The 23162-nt window shown below is 48.3% G+C and carries 24 protein-coding genes; 5 read left to right on the forward strand and 19 right to left on the reverse strand.

Annotated features, from left to right (window positions below; translation table 11 throughout):
• The first annotated feature begins 448 nt into the window (after positions 1-448).
• The 4 genes from nuoE (at position 449) to NIA71_RS10025 (ending at position 5218) form a co-directional block, all read left to right on the forward strand.
• A complete protein-coding gene (gene nuoE, locus NIA71_RS10010) occupies positions 449-943 on the forward strand; it encodes an NADH-quinone oxidoreductase subunit NuoE (RefSeq protein ID WP_148396930.1) in 495 nt (164 codons plus the stop codon).
• A 71-nt stretch (positions 944-1014) separates the two neighbouring features.
• A complete protein-coding gene (gene nuoF, locus NIA71_RS10015; protein ID WP_148396979.1) occupies positions 1015-2844 on the forward strand; it encodes an NADH-quinone oxidoreductase subunit NuoF in 1830 nt (609 codons plus the stop codon).
• 19 nt (positions 2845-2863) lie between these two features.
• A complete protein-coding gene (locus NIA71_RS10020) occupies positions 2864-4606 on the forward strand; it encodes an NADH-dependent [FeFe] hydrogenase, group A6 (protein WP_148396931.1) in 1743 nt (580 codons plus the stop codon).
• Positions 4607-4972: 366 nt separating this feature from the next.
• On the forward strand, positions 4973-5218 hold the full coding sequence (locus NIA71_RS10025; RefSeq protein ID WP_148396980.1) for a TM1266 family iron-only hydrogenase system putative regulator: 246 nt from the start codon (positions 4973-4975) through the stop codon (positions 5216-5218).
• A gap of 63 nt (positions 5219-5281) precedes the next feature.
• Here the strand turns inward: NIA71_RS10025 and atpC are convergent, their stop codons facing one another.
• From atpC to NIA71_RS10100, 15 genes are all read right to left on the reverse strand, one after another.
• Positions 5282-5716: an ATP synthase F1 subunit epsilon gene (atpC, locus tag NIA71_RS10030; protein ID WP_148396932.1), complete on the reverse strand. Its 435-nt coding sequence runs from the start codon at positions 5714-5716 to the stop codon at positions 5282-5284.
• Positions 5709-7100, reverse strand: coding sequence for a F0F1 ATP synthase subunit beta (gene atpD / locus NIA71_RS10035; RefSeq protein ID WP_148396933.1), 1392 nt, complete (start codon positions 7098-7100; stop codon positions 5709-5711). The genes atpC and atpD overlap by 8 nt, the downstream gene beginning before the upstream one ends.
• Before the next feature lie 12 nt (positions 7101-7112).
• Positions 7113-7979 (reverse strand): ATP synthase F1 subunit gamma, encoded by an 867-nt coding sequence (gene atpG / locus NIA71_RS10040; protein WP_148396934.1) that lies wholly within the window; start codon positions 7977-7979, stop codon positions 7113-7115.
• Positions 7980-8021: 42 nt separating this feature from the next.
• Complete coding sequence (gene atpA, locus NIA71_RS10045) at positions 8022-9539, reverse strand: F0F1 ATP synthase subunit alpha (protein ID WP_253020333.1); 1518 nt, start codon at positions 9537-9539, stop codon at positions 8022-8024.
• A gap of 18 nt (positions 9540-9557) precedes the next feature.
• Positions 9558-10091: an ATP synthase F1 subunit delta gene (atpH, locus tag NIA71_RS10050; protein WP_253020334.1), complete on the reverse strand. Its 534-nt coding sequence runs from the start codon at positions 10089-10091 to the stop codon at positions 9558-9560.
• Positions 10079-10588 carry a F0F1 ATP synthase subunit B gene (atpF, locus tag NIA71_RS10055; protein ID WP_148396937.1) on the reverse strand — a complete coding sequence of 170 codons (510 nt, stop codon included), beginning with the start codon at positions 10586-10588 and terminating at the stop codon, positions 10079-10081. Before atpF ends, atpH begins: the two co-directional genes overlap by 13 nt.
• Positions 10589-10627: 39 nt before the next feature.
• Positions 10628-10894, reverse strand: coding sequence for an ATP synthase F0 subunit C (gene atpE / locus NIA71_RS10060; RefSeq protein WP_148396938.1), 267 nt, complete (start codon positions 10892-10894; stop codon positions 10628-10630).
• A 40-nt stretch (positions 10895-10934) separates the two neighbouring features.
• Positions 10935-11666, reverse strand: coding sequence for a F0F1 ATP synthase subunit A (gene atpB / locus NIA71_RS10065; protein ID WP_148396939.1), 732 nt, complete (start codon positions 11664-11666; stop codon positions 10935-10937).
• 2 nt (positions 11667-11668) lie between these two features.
• Entirely contained in the window at positions 11669-12130 is a 462-nt protein-coding gene (locus NIA71_RS10070; RefSeq protein WP_148396940.1) for an ATP synthase subunit I, read from the reverse strand.
• Between the two features lie 250 nt (positions 12131-12380).
• Positions 12381-13778 carry an MATE family efflux transporter gene (locus NIA71_RS10075; RefSeq protein ID WP_148396941.1) on the reverse strand — a complete coding sequence of 466 codons (1398 nt, stop codon included), beginning with the start codon at positions 13776-13778 and terminating at the stop codon, positions 12381-12383.
• Positions 13779-13785: 7 nt separating this feature from the next.
• The gene (locus tag NIA71_RS10080) at positions 13786-14886 is read right to left on the reverse strand and encodes an MraY family glycosyltransferase (protein ID WP_148396942.1); all 1101 of its coding nucleotides are present in this window, start codon (positions 14884-14886) and stop codon (positions 13786-13788) included.
• Between the two features lie 2 nt (positions 14887-14888).
• Positions 14889-15350: a deoxycytidylate deaminase gene (locus NIA71_RS10085; protein ID WP_148396943.1), complete on the reverse strand. Its 462-nt coding sequence runs from the start codon at positions 15348-15350 to the stop codon at positions 14889-14891.
• The gene (gene truA, locus NIA71_RS10090; RefSeq protein ID WP_253020335.1) at positions 15340-16137 is read right to left on the reverse strand and encodes a tRNA pseudouridine(38-40) synthase TruA; all 798 of its coding nucleotides are present in this window, start codon (positions 16135-16137) and stop codon (positions 15340-15342) included. The genes NIA71_RS10085 and truA overlap by 11 nt, the downstream gene beginning before the upstream one ends.
• Positions 16138-16145: 8 nt before the next feature.
• Positions 16146-16442 (reverse strand): ribosome assembly RNA-binding protein YhbY, encoded by a 297-nt coding sequence (gene yhbY, locus NIA71_RS10095; protein WP_148396945.1) that lies wholly within the window; start codon positions 16440-16442, stop codon positions 16146-16148.
• 106 nt (positions 16443-16548) lie between these two features.
• On the reverse strand, positions 16549-17241 hold the full coding sequence (locus tag NIA71_RS10100) for a prepilin peptidase (protein WP_227755561.1): 693 nt from the start codon (positions 17239-17241) through the stop codon (positions 16549-16551).
• Between the two features lie 178 nt (positions 17242-17419).
• Between NIA71_RS10100 and NIA71_RS10105 the strand changes: the two genes are divergently transcribed.
• Positions 17420-19483 carry an ATP-binding protein gene (locus tag NIA71_RS10105; RefSeq protein ID WP_253020336.1) on the forward strand — a complete coding sequence of 688 codons (2064 nt, stop codon included), beginning with the start codon at positions 17420-17422 and terminating at the stop codon, positions 19481-19483.
• Positions 19484-19762: 279 nt separating this feature from the next.
• Here the strand turns inward: NIA71_RS10105 and NIA71_RS10110 are convergent, their stop codons facing one another.
• The 4 genes from NIA71_RS10110 to NIA71_RS10125 form a co-directional block, all read right to left on the reverse strand.
• On the reverse strand, positions 19763-20377 hold the full coding sequence (locus tag NIA71_RS10110) for a single-stranded DNA-binding protein (RefSeq protein ID WP_148396948.1): 615 nt from the start codon (positions 20375-20377) through the stop codon (positions 19763-19765).
• A 136-nt stretch (positions 20378-20513) separates the two neighbouring features.
• Positions 20514-20960, reverse strand: a complete 447-nt coding sequence (locus NIA71_RS10115; RefSeq protein WP_253020337.1) for a GNAT family N-acetyltransferase — start codon at positions 20958-20960, stop codon at positions 20514-20516.
• Complete coding sequence (locus tag NIA71_RS10120; RefSeq protein WP_148396950.1) at positions 20961-21869, reverse strand: YegS/Rv2252/BmrU family lipid kinase; 909 nt, start codon at positions 21867-21869, stop codon at positions 20961-20963.
• Positions 21869-23149 (reverse strand): bifunctional folylpolyglutamate synthase/dihydrofolate synthase, encoded by a 1281-nt coding sequence (locus tag NIA71_RS10125; RefSeq protein WP_253020338.1) that lies wholly within the window; start codon positions 23147-23149, stop codon positions 21869-21871. Before NIA71_RS10125 ends, NIA71_RS10120 begins: the two co-directional genes overlap by 1 nt.
• Positions 23150-23162: the final 13 nt, after the last annotated feature.

Genomic DNA, 23162 nt, shown 5'->3' on the forward strand with positions numbered 1-23162 from the left:
AACTGGCAGCGGCCATCCAGACATTAGCGGAGCACCGATCAGGCGCCGCGCAGGCGAAAATCCGCCTCAGTTGAGCGAACCCTTCGCTTTTCCAGGCAGCTTCCTCCCATCAGGCTCCAGCCTGCCCGCCTTCCCTGGGTTTCCCCTCAAAAAAAAACATTGTTAACAAATCAGAAAAGTCCCCATCCCCGCTCCCCCTTTCACGCCCCTGCCCAAACCCAATTTCGCAAACTAGTTATTTTTTATCCTATGGAATTAGTTACAAGCGTTGATTTTTGACAACTCTAATGTACAATCTTGCTGTTTTTAATTTCGTACAACGATTAGCATTGACTTGCCGCCGAATGGCATGTTATGGTTTTAACGAGAAGTTATAAATATATTCAGAATATATTTATTAATTTACGCAACACTCACCTGTTTTATTGATGAATGAAAGGAGTTTCCGATGACTGACAAATGCACAGGATGTGCTGAATCACAGGAAAAGGCAAAAGAGCTTCAAAAGATCATTGCCAAGTACAAGGACACGCGGGGCGCGCTGATCCCAGTACTGCACGAAGCTCAGGAAATTTACGGGTATCTTCCTTTGGAAGTGCAGCGTGAAATCGCAAACCAGCTGGACATCCCTCTGGCTGAAGTGTATGGGGTTGTAAGCTTTTACACACAGTTCTCGATTAATCCGAAAGGAAAATATCGGATCAACGTATGCATGGGTACAGCCTGCTACGTTAAGGGAGCAAATGAGATTTTAGATAAGTTCAGGACCAGATTGTCCATCGATGTGGGCGAATGCACAGATGACCAGAAATTTTCTCTGGACGCCTGCAGATGTATTGGTGCCTGCGGTCTTGCCCCAGTAGTTACGATCAATGATGAAGTTTACGGCAAACTGGTGCCAGACGATGTAGACGACATTCTTGATAAGTATGAAGATCTGTAAGGGGGGGCGCCGAAATGATAAAAAGTATAGCTGATATTGATAAAATAAGAAAAGCCAAGCGCGCGGACATGATGATCCGTGTAGACAAAGACGCCGAGCCGACCAAAGCAGGCGGCCGGATGCATATCATGGTCTGCGGAGGTACGGGATGCACGTCTTCCAGCTCCATGAAAATTATCGAAAACTTTGAAGAGCTGATTCGCATCAACAAGATGCAGGATGACGTGAAAGTCGTAAAGACCGGCTGCTTCGGCCTCTGCGCCGAGGGCCCGATTGTAATGATCTATCCAGATCATATTATGTACACCACCGTTCAGCCGGACGATGTGTCCGAGCTCTTTGAATCTCACGTGCAAAAGGGCGAAGTTGTTAAACGGCTTTTGGCCGGTGACAAGACTGCTGAAGAGATTACCAATGCTTTGGACAACGTGGACTTTTTCTCGCGGCAGATGCGTGTAGCGCTGAGAAACTGCGGCGCCATTAATCCCGAAGAAATCGACGAATACATAGCAAGAGACGGTTACCTGGCTCTAGAAAAAGTAATTACGGAAATGGAGCCGGAGGATGTCATCGATACCATCAAAGCTTCTCAGCTGAGAGGCCGGGGCGGCGCAGGATTCCCCACCGGGACCAAATGGAGCTTTGCTGCTGCTCAGCAGGTTGCGCAAAAATATGTATGCTGTAACGCGGACGAAGGCGACCCGGGCGCGTTCATGGACCGTTCGGTTCTGGAAGGCGACCCCCACTCCCTCATTGAGGCCATGGCCATTGCCGGCTATGCCATCGGAGCCAACCAGGGATTTGTCTATGTAAGAGCAGAATACCCGATCGCCGTTGAACGTCTTTCCATTGCCATCGAGCAGGCGAAAGCTTACGGACTCATCGGCAAAGACATCTTCGGAAAAGGATTTGACTTTGACCTGGAGATTCGTCTGGGAGCCGGCGCTTTTGTATGCGGTGAAGAAACTGCGCTTATGACCTCTGTCGAAGGAAAGCGGGGCGAACCGAGACCAAGACCGCCGTTCCCGGCTGTAAAGGGACTTTTCGGCCAGCCTACGATCCTGAACAATGTTGAAACTTATGCCAACGTTCCTGTCATCATCATGAAGGGCGCTGACTGGTTTGCTAATATCGGTACGGAAAAATCCAAAGGAACGAAAGTATTCGCCGTAGGCGGAAAAATCAATAATACAGGACTTGTGGAAATTCCCATGGGTACCACGCTGCGGGAAATCATCTATGATATCGGCGGCGGCATACCCAACGGAAAAACCTTTAAGGCCGCTCAGACAGGCGGACCATCGGGAGGCTGTATCCCGGCCAGCGAGCTGGATACGCCCATCGACTACGAATCCCTCATCGCACTGGGTTCCATGATGGGATCCGGCGGACTGATCGTCATGGACGAAGACACTTGCATGGTCGACCTGGCCAGATTCTTCCTGGAATTTACGGTGGATGAATCTTGCGGAAAATGCCCTCCATGCCGGATCGGAACCAAGCGGATGCTGGAAATCGTAACAAGAATCACAGAAGGTAAAGGGACTATGGAAGATCTGGATAAGCTGGAAGTTCTGGCAAAGAACATTAAGGCTTCCGCCCTCTGCGGGCTGGGGCAGACAGCTCCAAACCCGGTGCTATCCACTATGAAATATTTCCGTGACGAATACATCGCCCACGTTGTCGACAAGAAATGTCCGGCCGGCGTATGTAAATCCATGGTTAAATACATCATCGATACCGATACCTGCAAACGCTGCAGCATTTGTAAGAAGGGCTGCCCGACTCAGTGTATCTCCGGTGATAAGAATACGCCGTTCTCGATTGATCAGGATAAATGCGTTAAGTGCGGACTTTGTATGGAAAAATGTCCGTTCAAGGCCATCCTCAAGAATGCGTAAGAAGGGAGCGTAAAACGATATGAATAAAGTACATATAACCATTGACGGTATTAAGCTTTACGTGCCTGAGAATTATACCATTCTCGAGGCAGCGAAAGAAGTAAACATCACCATTCCCACCCTGTGTTTTCTGAAAGATGTAAATGAAGTGGGCTGCTGCCGTATGTGCGTCGTGGAGGTCAAGGGGGCGAGAGCTCTGCAGGCCGCCTGCGTCCACCCGGTCAGCGAAGGAATGGAAGTATTCACCCATACTCCGAAGGTCATGGAGGCAAGAAAGGTCAATCTGGAATTGATCCTTTCCAACCACAACTCCATGTGCCAGACCTGTACCAGAAGCTGGATGGACTGCGAACTTCAGTCCCTGGCCAACAAGCTGTCGGTGGATAACGTTCGTTTTGAAGGAGAGCAGAAAAAGCAGCCTCTGGATATCGGCGTTTCCATTGTCCGCGACCCCAACAAATGTATTCTCTGCAGAAGATGCGTCAGCGCCTGCAAGAACATTCAGACAGTAGGCGTTATCGACTGTGTCAACAGAGGATTTGAGACCAAGATTGCAGCACCGTTCAACCTGTCTCTTGCCGATACGCCATGCGTAAACTGCGGACAATGCATCAACTACTGCCCGGTCGGCGCGCTTCACGAAAAGAGCGATATCGACCAGGTTTGGGAAGCGATTTACGATCCGGATACCCATGTTGTGGTTCAGACCGCTCCGGCTGTCAGAGTTGCGCTGGGCGAGGATTTTGAAATGCCGATCGGCACTCCAGTAACCGGCAAAATGGTTACTGCGCTCAGAATGTTAGGCTTTGACAAGGTATTCGATACGGATACCGGCGCTGACCTGACGATTATGGAGGAAGGCGCGGAGCTGATCGACCGCATCCGCGGCGGCGGAACTCTGCCGCTGATCACATCCTGTTCACCGGGCTGGATCAAGTTCTGCGAACATAATTTCCCGGATATGCTGGATCACTTGTCCAGCTGCAAGTCGCCTCATCAGATGTTCGGCGCTGTGCTCAAGACTTATTACGCACAGAAGGAAGGCATTGATCCGGATAAAATCTTTGTTGTATCCGTTATGCCCTGTACTGCGAAGAAATTTGAGGCTTCCAGGCCTGAGATGAATGTGGACGGCCGTCCTGACGTGGATGTGGTTCTGACCACCAGAGAACTGGGCAAGATGATCTACGACGTTGGTATCGACTTCCCGGATCTGGGCGACAGCGACTTTGACGATCCATTCGGCAACGCGTCCGGCGCAGGTGTTATCTTTGGTACCACCGGCGGTGTTATGGAAGCGGCTCTGCGTACGGTTGCAGATATCTTGAACGATTCCTCCGCCGACAACTTTGAGTATGAAGAAGTCCGCGGTCTGGAAGGCATCAAGATCGCCACGGTGGAAATCGCTGATTTAAAGGTCCGTGCTGCCGTAGCTCACGGCCTTGGAAATGCCAGAAAATTGATGGAAGCCATCCGTGCCGGCGAAGAGTTCCACTTTGTGGAGATCATGGCCTGCCCCGGCGGCTGTATCAATGGAGGCGGCCAGCCGCTGCAGCTTTCCGACGTGCGCAACTGGATTGATGTTCGTGAAGAAAGAGCGAAAGGTTTGTACAAAGAGGATCGCGCGACTTACATCCGCAAGTCCCATAATAATCCGGCTGTTAAAAAGCTTTACAAAGAGTTCCTGGGCATGGCCGGCGGCAAGAAATCCCACGACCTGCTTCACACTCACTACCACGAAAGATCAAATTACGACGAATAGATCACTCCTTCCCCCAGAGCAGCTGCTCTGGGGGATTTTTTTATGAAGCAGATCAGAACCAGTGAGACTGTTTACACTAATTTTGAAAAGTTGGCCGAAATTAGTGTAAAATTTCAACGGTTTCGGCATGTCAATTTAGCCAAAACCGCTCATAGTTCTGATTTTTCCCAATCTCACCCTCTGCAGCCCACAATTTTTGCACTAATTTACACAAAAATACGGCGTTTTCATTATGGTAAACCAATCTGCCCTGTTCTGGCCCAATCGGCCCGCACTCGCCAGCCCCAAAGAATCCATCATTTTTTCGACTGGCTCTTGAGAAAAGAAAAAATTAGTGATATCCTAATGGCTATGGAGGAAATACATATGGAAACTAGAACAGCATTGGTTGGAATTGTTGTGGAAAACCCCGACTCTGTAAACAAGCTCAATTCCATTCTACATGATTACAAGCAGTTTATTATCGGTCGCATGGGTGTACCGCATCCGACAAAAGAAATTTCGATTATTAGTATTGCCATGGAGGCGCCGGCCGACACAATCAGTGCTCTGTCAGGCAAACTGGGAGCACTGCCGGGAATTAGCACCAAGACGATTTATGCCAAAGCATAAAAAACAGACCGGATGCCGGCCTGTTTCAACGGCCTGCTTCCGGTCTTATCTGTTACTGATTGTTTATCGCTTTCTTCTAGCGCCGCCCTCGGCTACGTTCATCCTGGTGATGGCCTTGGAGATGGCAATCTGCGCCCTGGCGATCTCATCGGGATCGTGTTTGGTCTCATGGGTCAGCCAGTCTTCCGCCTTGGCCTTTTCACTGAGCACGCGATCCATGTCGATATCCTCCGACCACTCGGCGGCGTCCGTATAGATGATAATGCTGTCTTTCACATCAATAAATCCCCCGGCAATGGCCGCGATCCGACAATCATTATAACTTTTTCCTTGCTCCTGAATCCACAGTTCGCCGATGTCCAGCAGCTTGCAGGCCCAGGAATGGCCAGCCATAAAGCCTTCGTCGCCTTCCAGCGTTCTGGCGATCACCAGTTCCACTTTTCCCCGGTAAAATAGCTTTGACGGTGTAATGATTTCAAGTTTTACCGTTCTACTCATGGCTCTGTTCAAACCTTTCTACCACTTCATCAATGCCCCCTGCAAAGAGGAACATGGATTCCGGTATCTCATCATGTTTGCCTTCCAATATTTCTTTGAAGCCTCTGACCGTTTCCTTCAGCGGCAAATACTTGCCTGGGCTTCCGGTGAACTGTTCGGCTACGCTGAAAGGCTGAGAGAGAAATCTTTGAATCTTTCTGGCCCTGTTTACCACCAGCTTATCCGAATCGGACAATTCATCCATGCCCAGAATGGCGATAATATCCTGCAAATCCTTGTATCTTTGCAGCACTTCCTGGACACCTCTGGCGGTATTGTAATGCTCTTCGCCCAGAATCAGCGGGTCCATGATTCTGGATGTTGACTCCAGCGGATCCACCGCCGGATAGATGCCCAGTTCTGTGATGGCACGGGACAGTACCGTAGTCGCATCCAGGTGGGCGAATGTCGTCGCCGGGGCCGGGTCGGTCAAGTCGTCCGCAGGCACGTAGATGGCCTGTACGGAAGTGATGGAACCTTTCTTTGTGGAAGTGATTCGTTCCTGTAAAGCGCCCATCTCAGTGGCCAGAGTGGGCTGATAGCCGACGGCCGACGGCACTCGTCCCAGCAGTGCCGATACCTCGGAACCAGCCTGAGTGAAACGGAAGATATTATCGATAAACAGAAGTACGTCCTGTCCTTCCTGATCTCTGAAATATTCCGCCATGGTGAGGCCGGTGAGCGCTACACGCATTCTGGCGCCCGGCGGCTCGTTCATCTGTCCGAATACCATGGCCGTATTGTTAATTACGCCGGATTCGATCATTTCGTAATAAAGGTCGTTGCCCTCTCTGGTACGTTCTCCCACGCCTGCGAAAACGGAAATTCCGCCGTGTTCCTTGGCGATATTATTGATCAGCTCCTGGATCAACACGGTTTTGCCTACGCCGGCGCCGCCGAAGAGACCTACCTTACCGCCTCTGGTATAAGGCGCGATCAGGTCGATAACCTTAATTCCGGTTTCGAAAATCTGCGCTGTCGTGTCCTGTTCGTCGAATTCCGGGGCCTGTCTGTGGATGGAAGAGCGAATGTCTGTGCCCACAGGACCTTTTTCATCGATGGTTTCTCCGATAACATTGAACATTCTGCCCAAAACTTCCTTGCCCACCGGTACGCTGATGGGCGCCCCGGTGTCTACCGCTTCCATGCCCCTTGTCAGGCCGTCCGTGGACGACAATGCGACACAACGCACAACGTCATCGCCGATATGCTGAGCTACCTCCGTAACAATGGTCTTTCCTTCGAACTCTATATTGATAGCGCTCAGCAGCTCCGGCATTTCCTCCGGGTCAAATTTTATATCGATAACAGGCCCAATGATCTGATGTATGATTCCTTTGCCCATATCTACCTCCTACTATTTCTGCGCTTCTGAGCCGGCAACAATCTCAATGATCTCATCGGTAATTGCCGATTGACGCGCTCTGTTGTAATACAGGGACAGGCTGTCCAGCATCTCCCTGGCATTGTCGGTGGCGTTTTCCATAGCCATACGCCTGGCGGCGTGCTCGCAGGTGGCCGATTCCACCACTGCGGCGTAGATCATCATTTCTACATATTTGGGAACCAGATAGTTGAATACGGCCTCCACCGACGGTTCGTATTCCACCGCTTTATCCAGCTTCATGATTTCCGGGTCATGCTCGATGTCAAAGGGCAGCAGGGTAACATTTTTTACTTCCTGCTCCAGGCTGCTGATAAAGGATGTGTAGATCAGCACTACTTCATCGATTTTCCCCTCGTTGTACATTTCAATGATCGGTTTACTCATCTTCTGCGTTTCCAGGAAGGAAATGCTTTCAGGCGGAGCCAGATATTCGCTGTAAATATCGTAACCCCGTTTTTCAAAGTATTCCTTGCCCTTGGTGCCAATAGCAACGATCATCGGTTTTTCCCAGTCCGCCAGAATCTCTTGTTCCGCCTCTTTGATGATATTGGTGTTGAACCCGCCGCAGAGGCCTTTGCAGCTGGTGACAATAATATAGCAGGTTGTTTTGATCTCTCTGTTCCCCAGAAGATACTGCTTGGGTACGTCGCTGCTGTTGTTAAAGATTTCGGCAATAGAATGGGTTATATAGTGAAAATTCTCATTGGTCTTTTCAAAGGTGGCCTTGGCTTTTCTCAGTTTTCCCGCAGACACCAGTTTCATGGCGTTGGTAATATGTTCGGTACTGTTGACGCTCTTGATACGCCGTTTTATGTCCTGCATACTGCTGGTCGCCATTTCCTCACCCCCTTCTTTTCAATAATTAATTGTTAACGCTCATTAAACGGCCAGCCTGGTAAAGGATCCCTTGCAAAGCTTGATCCCCTCCTGCAGCTGCTTTTCCGCTTCTTCTTCCAGTTTTCCCGTGGCCTTGATGGATTTTCCAACCTCCGGATAGTGGGTATCCATGAACTCGTAAAGTTCTTTTTCGAATACCTTTACCTGATCAATTTCCAGATCAGCCAGGTAATTATTGATCGCCGCGTAGATGATCATAACCTGATGGGCTACCGGAATCGGCTGATACTGAGGCTGTTTGAGAATTTCCATCAGAATCAGGCCGTGGTCCAGCCTCTTTTTCGTGTCCGCGTCCACATCGGATCCGAACTGGGAAAAGTTGGCCAGTTCCCGGTATTGGGCCAGTTCCAGCTTAACCTTGCTGGAAACCTGTTTCATGGCTTTGATCTGGGCGTTTCCTCCTACACGGGATACGGAAATACCTGCGTTAACCGCCGGCCTCTGGCCGGTGAAGAACAGCTCCGTCTCCAGGAAGATCTGTCCGTCGGTGATGGAAATAACATTGGTCGGGATATATGCGGAAACGTCGCCAGCCTGGGTTTCGATGATGGGCAGCGCGGTAATGGACCCGCCGCCCAATTCGTCGGAAAGCCTCGCCGCCCGCTCCAGCAGTCTGCTGTGCAGGTAAAAAACATCCCCCGGATAAGCTTCTCTTCCCGGCGGCCTTCTCAGCAGCAGGGACATGGCTCTGTAGGCCACCGCATGTTTGGACAGATCGTCGTAGACAATGAGTACGTGCTTTCCCTGGTACATAAAGTGTTCCCCGATGGCGCATCCCGCATATGGTGCGATGTACTGCAGGGGAGCCACCTCCGAGGCTGTGGCCGAAACGACGATGGTATAGTCCATAGCGCCTTTATTTTCCAGTGTTTGTACCAGCTGGGCCACGGTAGACTGCTTCTGGCCGATAGCAACGTAGATACAAATCACGTCTTCTTCTTTTTGATTGATGATGGTGTCGATGGCAATGGCCGTTTTTCCAGTCTGCCGGTCACCGATGATCAGCTCTCTCTGGCCTTTTCCGATGGGGATCATGGAGTCGATGGCCTTAATCCCGGTCTGGAGAGGCTGGTTTACGGATTTTCTCTGCAATACGCCGGGTGCCGGGTACTCGATGGGTCTGTGCTCTACCGCGGTAATGGGCCCTTTGCCGTCGATTGGCTGCCCCAACGCATTGACAACGCGCCCGATCATCTCGGGACCCACCGGAACTTCTACCACTTTTCCAGTGGGCTTTACAATGTCGCCCTCTTTAATCTCTTTATCGGAACCCAGTATAACCGCGCCTACATTGTCTTCTTCCAGATTCAGCGCCATGCCGTAGGTATCTGCTGGGAATTCCAGCAGTTCACCCGCCATACACTTTTCCAATCCGTAGACTCTTGCAATACCGTCTCCGACCTGTATAACGGTTCCAAAATCAGATATTTCCAGCTGATTTTCGTAGTTCTTTATTTGTTCCTTTATGACAGCACTTATTTCCTCAGGTCGTAAGTTCATATGGCTATCTCCTCTCTGTTAAAGTAATTGATTCCCCAGATCCGCAAAGCGCTTGCGTATGGAAGCATCGATGATGCGACCGTCCACCAGGATCTTCACGCCCCCGATCAGCTTAGGATCGATCAAATTTTCCAGCCGGACTTTGTTCTTTATCAACCGGGACGTCTGTTCCTCGAATTTGGCAAGCTGCTCCGGTTTTAAAGGCACGACAGAATAGATACTGCCGTAGGCGTATCCTTCTTCATGGTCGATCATTTCTTTGTACGCTTTTACGATCTTCGGGAAATGCCGGGTCCTGCCTTTATCCACCAAAACATACAGCAGATTTAAAAGTTCCTTACAGATTTTTCCTTCAAAGACATTCTTAAGAACGTCTTTCTTTTCTCTGGCTGATATGGCCGGATAATTGACGAAGGCATAGAAATCCGGCTCCTGCTCAAAGATGCCAAGTATTTGGCATGCTTCATCCAGGATAAGATCTTTTTTACCCGTCTCTTCCGCAGCCTGAAACAGTGCGCTGCCGTAAGTCAGGTCAATTGTTAATTCTGCCATTGACTTGCACCTGCCTGTTCAATGATTTCATCTACGATCTGATCTTGGCCAATCTGCGCGATATCCCGTTCGACAATCTTTTCTGCGGCCAGGAGAGCCAATGCAGCCACCTGCTCTTTCATTTCTGCCAGAGCTTTCTGCCTTTCCCGCTCGATCTGTTTTTCTGCAGCCAGCATCATCTCATTGGCCTTATTATTGGCATCCTGAACGATTTCTGCTGCCTGGGCTTCCGCGCGGATCTTGGCTTCCTTGATAATCTCACGGCCTTCCCCTTCTATCTTGGCGATTTTCTTGTTATAGTTTTCCATCTTCTCATCGGCCTTGCGATTTACAGCCTCCGCGCTGTCATAAGCATCCTTGATGGAATTTTCTCTTGCTTCGACAAACTTGTGCACTTTTTCAAAGAAAAACTTTTTTAAAACAAGAAATAAGATGATGACGGTGATCCAGATCATGAGTAAGGTCCAGTTAAATTCTATCAGCCCCGTATATTGCATTTCTACACCTCCCCGTCAAGTTTATGTTTCACATTCATCTTATAGCATTCCAACCAGCGGATTGGCGAAAAGCAATACGATCGATACAACAAAGGCAAAGATCGTCGGAGTCTCTGCAACACCCTGACCTACCAGCATAGTCTTTAAAATATCTCCCTGCGCTTCCGGCTGTCTGGCAACGCCTTCAACGGCGCGTCCTGCCGCGTAGCCCTGTCCGATTCCTGTACCAATACCGCAGAACATAGCAAGTCCTGCTCCTAATGCCGACATTCCAAGTACAAATGCTTCCGGTGTAATTCCTGTCATTTTAAAAATCCTCCTTAAACTTTCATTTGATGATGCTTTATTATTCTCCCTTATGGGCACTGATCACAATTGCTTCCTGGGCAATATAGACCATGGATAACATGGTGAAAATGTACGCCTGCAGAACTGGCTCGAACATGTCGAAGAACGCATTGGCCGGCAGCGGCAGAATGGTGTCTAAAATCGGCAAGCTTACCAGTTTGTACGATAAGCTGGCCAGCCCGCTGTATACCAGCGACATAACGATCAGTCCGCCCAGGATATTCCCGAACAGTCGGAATCCCAGTGAAAGCGGTCTTGCCACTTCCTCAATGATCTTGATCGGAAACATCCATGCCATCGGTGAAGCAAGCTCTTTCAGTCTTCCAACCGGGCCCTGATAACGGATCGCTGTTATTTGAACCAATGCGAATGTGGTCAGCGCCAGCGCAAAAGTACAATTCAAATCCGTCGTTACCGGCCTGAAGCCGAAAAGTCCCAGCATATTGGAAATAAGCAGGAAAAAGAAAATCGTCCCCATATAGGGTGCGAACGCTTCGCCCACTTCCTTGCCCATGATTTGTTTTACCATGTCATAGGTCTTGGTCACGACCAGCTCCGCAACTACCTGCTTTCCTCTGGGGATCCGTTCCATCTTGCGGACGGACCACAGAGCCAGAACCAATATAATGACTGCGACAATGATGCCCCAGACAGCCGTCTCTGTCAGATAAAAGCTTCCGTCACCAAATATGAATACCTTTTTGGGTCCCAGGTGAGCCAAATCATGCATAGTCACTCCTCCCTTCCGTAATATTCATCTTCCGCCTTCTTGTCCTCTTCCTCATACATGGCCTGGACCTCCGGGCGAATCTTACGCTCTGTATTAAATTTCGGCTTGATGGCGTAAAAATAATACATGGGCACTTTTAAAGTCAGAAAACCGATCAAACATGCGGCTCCGGCAGCATAGCTCCTGGTAATGGCGAAATAGAACACCACACAGTAGAGGGTCATTCTCACAAAGAAGCCCAGCGCCGAAGTTCCCTGATTCCCGCTTTTGAGCATCCGGTCCAGGGTGAATGCCAGAATATTAAAATTCACGATGGCGGTCGCCAGTCCTGCCAGCAGTCCTGTCAGGAAACCCAGGTCCCATCCCAAAATAAAAAAGGAAATCAGCTCGCACACCAGGGCGACTAAACTCCCATACAGAAATATCTGTTTTTTTAGTTTGCGGATATCATCCATTGTTGTCATAATTTCCCCTTCTGCTTTCTGATTTTAATAACTTTCTTGCCATAATACTATATTATAAACCTTTTCTTTCAAAAGTAAAGAATTGTTAAAAATTAACCAAATGTTTTTTGAAGAATAATGGTTCAAATCCGACAAATTCCAACATTTGTATCATTTTCTCACATGTGATAATTAAAAAAAGCCCCTTCCCCTTAGGGGGAGGCTTTTTTTGTTTTCCATAAACTTGCCTATGAAGTCCTTCATTTTACAACTAATTTGCTGTATCATTGCCGCTTATATCCCGTATCACATTTTTAACCCATTTTTTTGAGAAAAAGCGTCTCGTTAATGCGATACCTTTGGCCACATCCTCCAATCTTACTGCTAAAACTGCAAAATAAATCGGCCATTTCAGCACCAGCGCTGTAAGAAAGGCTGTAGGCACGCCGATACACCAAACCGCCAAAACCTCAGCGAGCATCGCGTAACGGGTATCACCGCCGCATCGCAGTACACCGGTTATATTGGTAGCGTTGTAAATTCCCATCCACATGGTACAGCCATATACTACTAGAATCCAAAATGCATACTCTGCACCAGTCTGGGTAAAATCAAAGAGGCTCAGCAGGGGTTTTCCGCATAAAATCAAACCCGATCCCGCACAGATGCCGATGATCAAACTGATACGCACCAACTTCTTTGCCAGATAATAGGCATACTCCAGCTTGCCTTCTCCCAATTTCTGTCCGACAAGAATCAGGGTCGCGTCTCCCACGCTGAAGGCGGCCATCATAAACAGATTATTGATGGTATTGCAGGCCTGAACAGCAGCGCCCTCTGTTACGCCGATTCTGGCAAAGGCAGCGATATAAAGAGCTGTGCCCAACCCCCACATGGTTTCGTTTATCGTAGTAGGTATGGCATTTTTGATGATCTTTACCGCAAATTCCTTGTCAAAGTCAAAGAATTCTCTCAGCCTACCACCAATCAAGTTTTTGCGGCCGAAGATCACGATCAAGGTCAGCGACATTTCGATTGCCCGCGCGATCATAGTAGCAAGTGCAGCTCCTGTCACTCCCAATTTAGGAGCTCCCAAACTTCCAAAGATAAATAAGTAATTGAGAAAGGTATTGGTCAGGAAAGCTACTCCACTGATGTACAGCGGCAGCTTGGTCTGCTGCGTAGCGCGCAGGGCCGCAGTCAAAGGTACGTTAATCGCTACAAATAGAAACGCAGGCGCCGCCATCCTTACATAGCCCACACCCAGGTCGATGACTTCCGGAAACCTGGTAAAGATACGCAGAACATAATGGGGGAAAAACATGGCTGCGGTGAAAAACAGAATACTGACACTCATCGCTACTGTTATGGCAAATCCCGCTGTCTTTCTTATGTTATGAAGGTCTTTTGCCCCAAAGAATTGGGCCATAAAGGTGGAGGATCCGCTGGTAAAGCCAAACATCACCATCCAATGAATAAAATAAATCTGCACGGAAACTCCAACTGCGTTGAGTTCCGCTTCACCCAGGCTGCCCACCATCAAGTTGTCCACCAGATTGAGGGAGGAACCGATCAAACTTTGCAGCGCGATCGGCAGAGCTACTACCGCCAGGGTCCTGTACAGCCCTTTTTGATCCGAATGGTTTAAATTCTCTTCTCTTCTTGACATTCTTTTCTTATTTTTTGTGTTTCTTTTCTTTCTCCTCTTCTTTTTTTATATTAACTGCATTGAGCTCAATCCTTTTGTTGCTGGTATCGGAAAGAAGCACATACAGCAGCATAACGACAATCGCCAATAACCCCAGGCATTCCACCATCATATGGCCTCTGCTGTAGAGGACTGCAATTACCCCCATGATTCCGCTGATGCAGTACATGATCATCACTGAACGTCTTTGGCCGAATCCTGCCCGCATAATTCGATGATGGAGATGTTCTTTATCTGCCACTATGATGGACTGCCTGCGGATTATCCGCCGCAGAATCGCAAAAGCAGTATCAAAGATCGGCAGCCCCAGTACCAGAGCAGGAATGGCAACCGCTACTACCGTAGCGCTTTTGACCGGCTGGATCAAAGAAAAGGTTGCCAGACAAAACCCCAGGAACTGCGAGCCTCCGTCTCCCATAAAAATCTTGGCCGGGTGAAAATTGTAGGGCAGAAATCCCAACGCTCCTCCGGCTACAGCAAGCATTGCCGTCGCCGCTACGTAGTGGCCGTGGATATAGCCGGCATAGGCAATACAGAGGGAAGCAATGGCTGCAATTCCTGCCGCCAGTCCATCCAATCCATCGACCAGGTTGACCGCATTGGTGATACCGACGATCCACAAGATGGTTACCAGAAAAGCCGGAACGCTGGAAAAAAGCAGATCCTCTCCGCCAAGAAAATCATTGATAAAGTCCAGCCGGATTCCTGATGCGTAAACAATACAAGCGCAGACTACTTGTCCCAGAAGTTTCAGTTTGGGATTGATATCCCGCAAGTCATCGATCACGCCAAACAAATAGATTAAGGCTCCTCCGATAAGAATTCCTTCCACCGTCTTGCCCGGAATGAAGGCGGGCATGATAAAGATCAGCGTCGAAGCCATGACTCCAATGAAGATCGCCATCCCGCCGAAGCGAGGAATTGGTTTAACGTGAACTCTTCTCTCGTCCTTGGGTATGTCCATGGCTCCGATTTTGGGCGCCAGCCAAATGGCCAGAGGCGTAAACGCCAGTGCCAGGACAAGTGATGTGAGAAACGCTGCCCATAGTATAAAAAAGTTAAACTCCACTGTTACTGGTCTCCTAACATTACGATTTTCAATCCCGCTTCCGCCAGAATATCCACGGACATTTGGTCCGGATAGCCTTCTTTGACGACGATTCTGCGGATTCCCGCATTGATGATCATCTTGGCGCAAATCATGCAGGGCTGATTAGTTATGTATATGGTCGCGCCCTCAATGCTGTGGCCCAGCGTGGCTGCCTGAATAATGGCATTTTGTTCTGCATGCAGGGCTCTGCAAAGCTCGTGCCTTTCTCCCGAAGGGATCCCAAGCTGCTGGCGCAGACAGCCCCCTTCCCGCTGGCTGCAGTGTTCCAGGCCGCGGGGCGCGCCGTTATATCCTGTAGCGATTATATGTTTTTCCTGAACGATCACAGCTCCCACCTGTCTGCGCAGGCAAGTGGAACGCTTTGCTGTGAGTTCAGCCATTTCCATGAAATATTCATCCCATCCCGGGCGTTCATTCATCATATCCTGGTACCTCCTGTAATTCATAATAAATCTCTCCCAGATAGAGCCCTTGCGGCGGCGCCGTATGGCCCGCATTTTGGCGGTCCTCGCTTTCAATGATGGAAGCTACGGCCGTGGGAGGTATCTTTCCCATTCCGACTTCCACCAAGGTTCCTGTTATGATCCGCACCATGTTGTAGAGAAACCCGTCTCCAGTCACCCATATTTGGATATCGCTGCCTGCCTGGCGCAATTCCAGCTTGTAGATGGTGCGTACCGTAGTTTCCCGCTCTGTGCCGCCAGATGCTTGAAAGCATTGGAAGTCATGGGTACCTGTAATTTGCTCGGCAGCCAGCTTCATGGCTGGCAAATCCAGGGGCCTGGGAATTTGATAGCAGTAATTTCGTTGAAACACGTCCATATTTTCCGAATTGCGGATTTTATAAATATAAGTCTTTCCTTTGGCATCGAAACGGGCGTGAAAGTTCATTGGCTTTTCACAGACGTCCGTAACGCGGATGGGTCCAGCAGCCATCTTTCCCCGCATACCGCCTGCCAGCCTGTGATTGACGGCCAGCGCCAAGCGTTCTGTCGGTATTCCAAATTCACCCTTCAGGGTGGCTCTCTGTCTGTAGGCGTGGACGCCGGCATCGGTCCTGCTGGTCCCGTCGATGCGGATCTCTTTGCCGCACACTGCCGATAATGCCGATTCCAGGGTACCTTGTACCGTCGGCCGTCCCGGCTGTCTCTGCCACCCGGAAAAATCGGTCCCGTCGTATTCAATGGTAAGAAGCAGGTTTCTTTCCATGGGAATACCTACTTCTTGGGCAGAAGGATCTGTTTATTATCCTTTGATTCCCTGTAAAGTACGAATTTGCGGCCGATTGCTTGTACAAATTCTGCATTCAGCTCCTGGGCCAGCTGGTTTGCCACCTCTTTCGGCGACAGGCTGCAGCCTTCCTGGAGTTTGACTTTCACCAGCTCTCTGGATTCAAATCCGTTTTCCATTTCTTTTTTTATATTTTCTGTTAGCCCGCTTTTCCCCAAAAAAACCGTCGGCTCAAGTTCGTGGGCCAGCTTTTTGAGAAAGCTTCTTTGTTTGCTTGTAATCATCTCTTATCCTCTCTTGCTATATCTTTACTGATGGACTGGACCGGATGCCGCAGATCTCATCAGAATGAGAACTTTATCCCTTCTATTATATATGAATTCTGCGTTTTTACAACAGCGGCCAGATAATTACTGTATAAAAAATGGCGCTGCCGCAGATATACGGACCCAAGGGCAGCATGTCGGTGCGTTTGATTTTCCGCCTGATCAGAAGGAAGGAGAAAACCCCGGCACTGCTGAAAGCAGTCAGGACCAGCACAGCCAATGTGCCTTTAAATCCCAATGCCAGACCCAGGGCTGCAAACAGCTTGACATCTCCCAAACCGAGAGACTCCTTTTTGAAAATCAGTTTTCCAAAAAGGGCGGAAAGGAGCATCACGCCGCTGCCCAAAAGCGCGCCCCAAAGCGGCTCAAGAAAGGTTTGGTGAAAGGGAATAAAGCCCAGTGCGGAAATCGCCGTCAATAGGACAAACTGATCCGGAATAATTCCGTATTTTTTATCGGCCAATGCGATCTCCAGGAGTGCCCAGCAAAGAACAACTGCCGCCAAGGAAAGCACCCAATCAAAAAAAGCCAGCCTGAGCAAACCGGCTGTAAAAAAGCCGGAATAAATCCATTTCCATGGAAATCCTTTTATCCTTTGAAGATACGGATCTTTCAGTTTTTCATCCGGTTCCTCACCATAATCACAAAGCCACTTGGCCGGAATCTTATTAAAAATGTACACAACGGCATGCCCAGCCAGGATTCCAATTGTTACTGAGTAACAAACCGTTCCCGCCAAAACGACAAGATTCGACACGCATTTTCCTCCCTTCCTCTGCATTTTTCTTCTATTCTACCAATTTCGACAAAACACCACAACATTTTTTACGAATAGCTCACAAATTGTCGTAAATGTGTTGTGGATTTTTGTCTATTTTCACTATAAAATCTACTTAAATAGCAATTTAAGTAGAGAATTGGGGGTAATTTGATTTATGAAAAAAAATGATACGGTTATAACCACGATAACCTGCGTTGGATCCATATTTATCATTAACATTATCATTTTGCTGTTCCTGCACAACCGGGATTTGAGTACAGGGATGGCTATCTTATTGGAGAATTCGCTGGTTTTTTTTGGATTACTGCTGGTCACGATGTTCGTTGCGGAATCCATAAGAATCAAAAAAATTAAGGGGTCTATCAGCTATTACAATGATTTTTCTAACAGCATATTAAAGCACGCGGAAAATGGGATTGCAGTGCTGGACGAATTCAATCGCTTTGAGTTTGTCAGCTGTCGTTTCAGAGAGTTCATGGAGCTTGAGGAGGTTTCTCTGATTGGGCATAATGCCGCGGAATATCTTCCCAAGAGCATCTATCAATTTTTAATGGAATACCGGCTCGTCCCTTATTTGGAATCCAGAGAGCCGGTGAGACAAACATTGCAATTTAAGGATTCCTATTTTGAAGCATCCGCCTTTACAATTTTTGACAAAGAAGAGCAGGCAAAATGTGTTCTAACTATTTATGACCATACAAAGCAAGTAGTGATGGAGCAGCAGCTGATTGATCAGCTTGAAGAAGTGCAGTTCCATATCGAGGCAAAGGAATCTCTCCTGGCAAATGTTTCTCATGAGCTGAAAACGCCTCTCAATGCGATTACAGGCCTTAGTCACATTTTGGAGGAATCAGATCTGGATGATCGTCAGAAAGAAATCGTCTCCAAGATCAATACGTCTTCCGATTATCTGCTCACTTTAATTAATGATGTACTGGACTTTTCAAAATTGAAAAACGGTACGATCAGTTTGGAGCCTTCCCATTTCTGCTTGCTGGATCTTTTAAAGGATTTGGAACAGATGTTTCAGCCCGTGGCTTCCCAAAAAGGAATTCATTTGCTGACCAATTACGGATTCGACTCTGAGCTGTGTTTAAACCTGGACCGGCTCCGGATGGAACAGGTCATGGTCAACTTAATTAATAACGCCTGTAAGTTCACGGATGCAGGATATGTCCGCATTAACGTATCGGTTTTAAAAGAATTCCAGGATACGATCACACTGAAAATCGCTGTAGAGGATACAGGCATCGGCATTGATCCTCAAGATCTTTCAGGCATTTTTACAGAGTTTTATCAGGCAGAGGGCCATTTGACGAAAATGCACTCGGGTGCAGGGCTGGGTCTGCCTATTTGCAAGCACTTGGTTGAACATATGGGCGGCTCTTTATGGGCTGAGAGCAAAAAGGGGATGGGATCCACATTTTGCTTTACGATCACTGCGCCCAAGTACTATAGCGCCGAAGAAAAAAACACGTCGCTGGTACCGGTCTTGCAAGGTCATGGAGAAAACATTCTCGTTGTAGAGGATACTCCCATAAACTACGAAGTCGTTGAAGATCTTCTCACTCGTGTAAATCTGACCTGTGAGCATGCAGCTTCCGGCCTGGAGGCGCTCAATATGTGTGAACAATCGGGAGACGAATATTACAGCGTCATTCTAATGGACATTCATATGCCAATTATGAATGGGTATGAGACCGCCCGCAAACTGAAAGAAATGGGCATAACCGCGCCAATCATCGCTCTTACTGCAACAAATATGGATAAGGAGATACAAATGCGTTACAAAGATTTATTCCACGATTTTATACTGAAACCGTTCAAATACACCCAGCTTTACAGCGCCCTGCGTCCTTATATCGAGGATGCCCCCGTCGGAGGAAAGACAAGACTTCAGGAGGATCCTTTTGCCGGCAGGGATCAAGCCATTGAAAATCTCGGCGGCAGCACCGCCCTTTACGAAAAGCATCTGTCTCGCTTTAAAAAGAACTATGCCCAGGCCTGCGATACGCTGGAAGACCACTTAACTTCCGGCCACAGGGACAAAGCAAAAATTTTAGCCCATTCCATTAAGGGACTGGCCGGGACATTAGGACTTACTTATTTGGCACGCTCTGCCGAGGTATTGGAAAGCGCTATCAACAATGGTGCTGAAAATCTTTCTCCTCAGGTCACAGTCTTTCGGGACAAGCTGGAGCAGGTGATTAATCAATAATCGGTGATCAAGGGATCGAACAAAGCATGCTGCGGCATGCAAGACGTCAAAGGGTTCTTGGATATATTGTTGCTTTTTGTCCATGAGGCAGGCGTTTTGCTGGTGTAGCGTGGATGGTGGTTGACCGAAATAAAATCAGACTATTTTTTGCCTAATTGGTGTAAATTTTTTTAGGTGCGCGGACTCAAAATCGCCCAAAGTCCGCGCTTTGGGCGATTTTTACAACGTCCGGTTCAGAAAGTTAAATCAAATTAAAGTTTCTCTTTTGACCCGCTTCTTTTAGCATTCTTCCATCTTGATAATCGATACTTCGTAAGCGACTTTCACACTTACATTTCCTTCTTCATCCCGTTTTTTGTATTCTCTGCTCTGTATCCTTCCCTCAATGGCCAGCTTGCATCCTACGTCCAGTTCTCCGCCGTATGCAGCATTTCGGCCCCAAGCAATACATGGTATGTAATCGGATTTATTATACATACGGTTAACTGCTAGCATTAAATCACAAATTTCCCGCCCAAGAGGCGAGGTCCTTCTCACCGGTTTTTTGCACACAAATCCTTCCAAATAAATTCGATTTTCATGAGGAGTCTCCGCCTCAAGTACTTCTACTTCCCTGACAAAAACTACAACATTCAATCGATTTTTTCCTTCGCACTCCTGGTTATAAGTGCGTACCTGTCCGGAGACTTTTACAGTCTGACCCGGCGTAAGGGACATGCTGCCGATAAGACGTTCAGATACCATTAGTCTGATATCGTCCTCATAACCGCTTTTTCGCACCACTCCCAGCAGTGCCACATAAAAAGCTTCTCCATACGTTTTGTGGCTGAATTCCAGTTCCGACAGGACCTTCCCCACCAGCTGCGCGCTGTTTCCTTCCAGAATCTTTTCCATAAAAATCCCCCTAAAGCAAAGTATCTATGATAAACACATCATCTTAACACGGCATTGCCGCAAGGTTGCGTCTCAATAAAAGATGCCCCGGCGTGGTTCGCATCTTATAGAATATATTGCCTTTTGGGGGGAATTATTACTCGAAATCTAGCTTCATCACTTCGGGATGACAGGTTTTTCCGTATTGTGGACAGGTCAGACACTCAAAAAAATTCGGTGCTTCCTCCCTGGGAACGGTTTTGAATCCGTACTTTCGAAAAAATTCCGGAGCGCGGGCGACCAAGTAGATACCGCTCCCCCCTTGTGATAAAGTTTCTTCTACCGCTTTATCCAGCAGAATCTTGCCGATCTTGAGTTTACGGTAAATCTTTTCCACTGCGATTCCATCGATGATGAATTCACCTTCCCTCTTGGCCAGAACCAGCGCAGCTACCAGATGCTCGTCCTTTCCGTGGGTTACCTGCCAGCATTTGACCAGGTCAGTAGGCACCGGCTCTTCTTCTGAAAACTCCAGCTCGTTTTCGATGAAAAAGGGCACTAATTTTTCATAATCCTTGGTTTCGGACATTACAATATTAATCATCTATAAATCATCCTCCTCTGTAAAAATTTTCAGCCGGTTATGGAGAAGACCGAAATTAAGCGGGAACTTTTCTCCTTGTTCGCCGTCGATATCTGTAGAAACATCGTCGTCCGACTCCAATCGCAGCTCTGCTGTTTTGAAGGTCAAGACGTGTTTGTTTTTGGAATGGTTGCCGTGTATCACATTGAACAGCAGAGGTCCCAGTTCAATAATCGGCATTTTACGGAATAGGATTACATCCATCAAGCCGTCATTAATCTCGGATTCCGGTGAAATCTTTTTAAAGCCGCCGGCAGATATCCCGTTCATAACCACCATAAAATACATCTCCTCTTCATAGGTTTCATCCGGCGTGATCAGCCGCACTTTATGCGCCCGCAGATTGGGCACCTCAGTAACCGCTTTTAGATAATAGGCCATGACTCCGATGGTGTTTTTCAAATTGGGATCCGTTTTCTGGCTCACATCGATCAGAGCGCCCATGGCCGCCACATTGATAAAATGCCGGTCGTTGACCTTTCCCACATCAGCGTTGGTAAAATGGTTCCCCAGAGCGATGTCCACCATACCGTCAATATCGGTAGGGATTTCAAAATAGTAAGCAAAATCATTGGCCGTTCCCGCAGGGAAGATCGCCAGCGGAAGATGGATATCGTGACGGATCATAGCATTGACACAAATATTAATAGTACCGTCGCCGCCGGCAGCGATGATCTGCCGGTATTCATCCACGTTCATTGTCGCCAGCGCCCGATCGATTGCCATCCCTTTGGCTGCACGCACTGGTACAATCTGATATCCGGCCGTCTGGAAGCGATCGATAATATAATCCAAATTATTTTTAAATAGTCCGTTTCCCGAATTCGGGTTATAAAAGAGTAATACTTTTTCAGCTTTTTCTTGGCACATTAGTTAAACAGCCCCCTTATTTCTCCTATTAAATACAACGATCCGGCAATCAGAACCACTTCCGGATCAAATGGCGCTTCTGCTGCCATACGGTATGCTTCTTTTGCATTCGATGCTACTTTGCAGACCGCGCCTTTTTTGTCCAGCAGCTGCCGAAGGTCCTCTGCAGGCATTTTCCTCGGATTGTCCGGCTCTGTTACCACGAACTGATCGGTAATCTGACAGAGCTCATCGGTAATTTGATCCGTCTCTTTATCTGCCAGCATGCCGGTGACCACGACGATCCGTCGCTGAGGAAAACAAGCTTTCACCGTTTCTTTAAGCGCTGCCGCCCCCGCCTGGTTGTGGGCGCCGTCGAGAACGACACAAGGGTCGCCGTCCAGAACTTCAAATCGTCCCGGCTGTCTGGCACAAAGCAGTCCTTGGTATAATTTGTCACGGCTTACTTTTATTATACCCTTTTTTCTGAGAATCTCCAAGGCGGTCAAAGCAGTTTTCGCATTTTCAATCTGATGTCTGCCTGCCATGCCGATGCGGACGCCGCTGTAGTCGGTTCCATAAATCTCTATGTCAAAGGCATATCCTGACAGAGATTGTTCCCGGATCCCATACGTTAGCTTTGCAGCATCGTAAAGGACCGCGCCTTTTTCATAGGCTCTTTTGGCGATAACCCGCGCCGCCTGCTTTTGCTCCACATTGGAAACCACCGGCACGCCGGTTTTGATGATGCCGGCCTTTTCGCCGGCGATTTCTTCCAGGGTATTTCCCAGCCGATCCATATGGTCGTAGGAAATAGAAGTAATGATGCTGATCAACGGGTTTTCCACCACGTTGGTAGAATCGCCGCTCCCTCCCAGCCCCACTTCCAGAATTACAAAATCAGCCTTCCGCCCTGCAAAATACAAGAAGGCTATGGCTGTCACCACTTCGAACTCAGTCGGCGAATCCAGGCCTTCCCGCACCATTTCTTCTGCTTTTTCCATCACCTGATCGGTGTATTGGTCCAGCTCCCGGTCGGATATAAATGCGCCGTCCAATTGAATCCGCTCGTGGAAGCTTTGAATGAAAGGGGAGGTGTAAAGCCCCACCTTATATCCGTTGGCCGCAAGCGCCTCGTAGATAAACTTGCATACGGAACCTTTTCCGTTGGTCCCGGCCACATGGATGACCCGCAGAGGCTTGTGCGGGTCTCCCAATTTTTTTAGCAGCACGTTCATCCGTTCCAACCCCAGGACGCTTCCGAACCGGTCAAACTGGTGTATCTTTTTTATTGCATCCATTGCTGCTACCTAT

The sequence above is a fragment of the Ihubacter massiliensis genome (genome assembly GCF_024125305.1).
Classification (GTDB): domain Bacteria; phylum Bacillota; class Clostridia; order Peptostreptococcales; family Anaerovoracaceae; genus Hominibacterium; species Hominibacterium faecale.

Bases quoted from the DNA above. Each gene is read 5' to 3' on its own strand.
- NIA71_RS10125 (WP_253020338.1), bottom strand. From the start codon at position 23,149: ATGGATGCAATAAAAAAGATACACCAGTTTGACCGGTTCGGAAGCGTC.
- NIA71_RS10020 (WP_148396931.1), top strand. From the start codon at position 2,864: ATGAATAAAGTACATATAACCATTGACGGTATTAAGCTTTACGTGCCT.
- truA (WP_253020335.1), bottom strand. From the start codon at position 16,137: ATGGAAAGAAACCTGCTTCTTACCATTGAATACGACGGGACCGATTTT.
- atpC (WP_148396932.1), bottom strand. From the start codon at position 5,716: ATGAGTAGAACGGTAAAACTTGAAATCATTACACCGTCAAAGCTATTT.
- NIA71_RS10120 (WP_148396950.1), bottom strand. From the start codon at position 21,869: ATGTGCCAAGAAAAAGCTGAAAAAGTATTACTCTTTTATAACCCGAAT.
- atpA (WP_253020333.1), bottom strand. From the start codon at position 9,539: ATGAACTTACGACCTGAGGAAATAAGTGCTGTCATAAAGGAACAAATA.
- NIA71_RS10105 (WP_253020336.1), top strand. From the start codon at position 17,420: ATGAAAAAAAATGATACGGTTATAACCACGATAACCTGCGTTGGATCC.
- NIA71_RS10085 (WP_148396943.1), bottom strand. From the start codon at position 15,350: ATGATGAATGAACGCCCGGGATGGGATGAATATTTCATGGAAATGGCT.
- atpH (WP_253020334.1), bottom strand. From the start codon at position 10,091: ATGGCAGAATTAACAATTGACCTGACTTACGGCAGCGCACTGTTTCAG.
- atpD (WP_148396933.1), bottom strand. From the start codon at position 7,100: ATGGGCAAAGGAATCATACATCAGATCATTGGGCCTGTTATCGATATA.
- atpB (WP_148396939.1), bottom strand. From the start codon at position 11,666: ATGCATGATTTGGCTCACCTGGGACCCAAAAAGGTATTCATATTTGGT.
- atpF (WP_148396937.1), bottom strand. From the start codon at position 10,588: ATGCAATATACGGGGCTGATAGAATTTAACTGGACCTTACTCATGATC.
- NIA71_RS10075 (WP_148396941.1), bottom strand. From the start codon at position 13,778: ATGTCAAGAAGAGAAGAGAATTTAAACCATTCGGATCAAAAAGGGCTG.
- nuoF (WP_148396979.1), top strand. From the start codon at position 1,015: ATGATCCGTGTAGACAAAGACGCCGAGCCGACCAAAGCAGGCGGCCGG.
- atpG (WP_148396934.1), bottom strand. From the start codon at position 7,979: ATGGCGACCAGCAGTATGCAGGACATAAAACGGCGTATCAAGAGCGTC.
- NIA71_RS10025 (WP_148396980.1), top strand. From the start codon at position 4,973: ATGGAAACTAGAACAGCATTGGTTGGAATTGTTGTGGAAAACCCCGAC.
- NIA71_RS10070 (WP_148396940.1), bottom strand. From the start codon at position 12,130: ATGACAACAATGGATGATATCCGCAAACTAAAAAAACAGATATTTCTG.
- NIA71_RS10110 (WP_148396948.1), bottom strand. From the start codon at position 20,377: ATGGAAAAGATTCTGGAAGGAAACAGCGCGCAGCTGGTGGGGAAGGTC.
- atpE (WP_148396938.1), bottom strand. From the start codon at position 10,894: ATGACAGGAATTACACCGGAAGCATTTGTACTTGGAATGTCGGCATTA.
- yhbY (WP_148396945.1), bottom strand. From the start codon at position 16,442: ATGATTACAAGCAAACAAAGAAGCTTTCTCAAAAAGCTGGCCCACGAA.
- nuoE (WP_148396930.1), top strand. From the start codon at position 449: ATGACTGACAAATGCACAGGATGTGCTGAATCACAGGAAAAGGCAAAA.
- NIA71_RS10115 (WP_253020337.1), bottom strand. From the start codon at position 20,960: ATGATTAATATTGTAATGTCCGAAACCAAGGATTATGAAAAATTAGTG.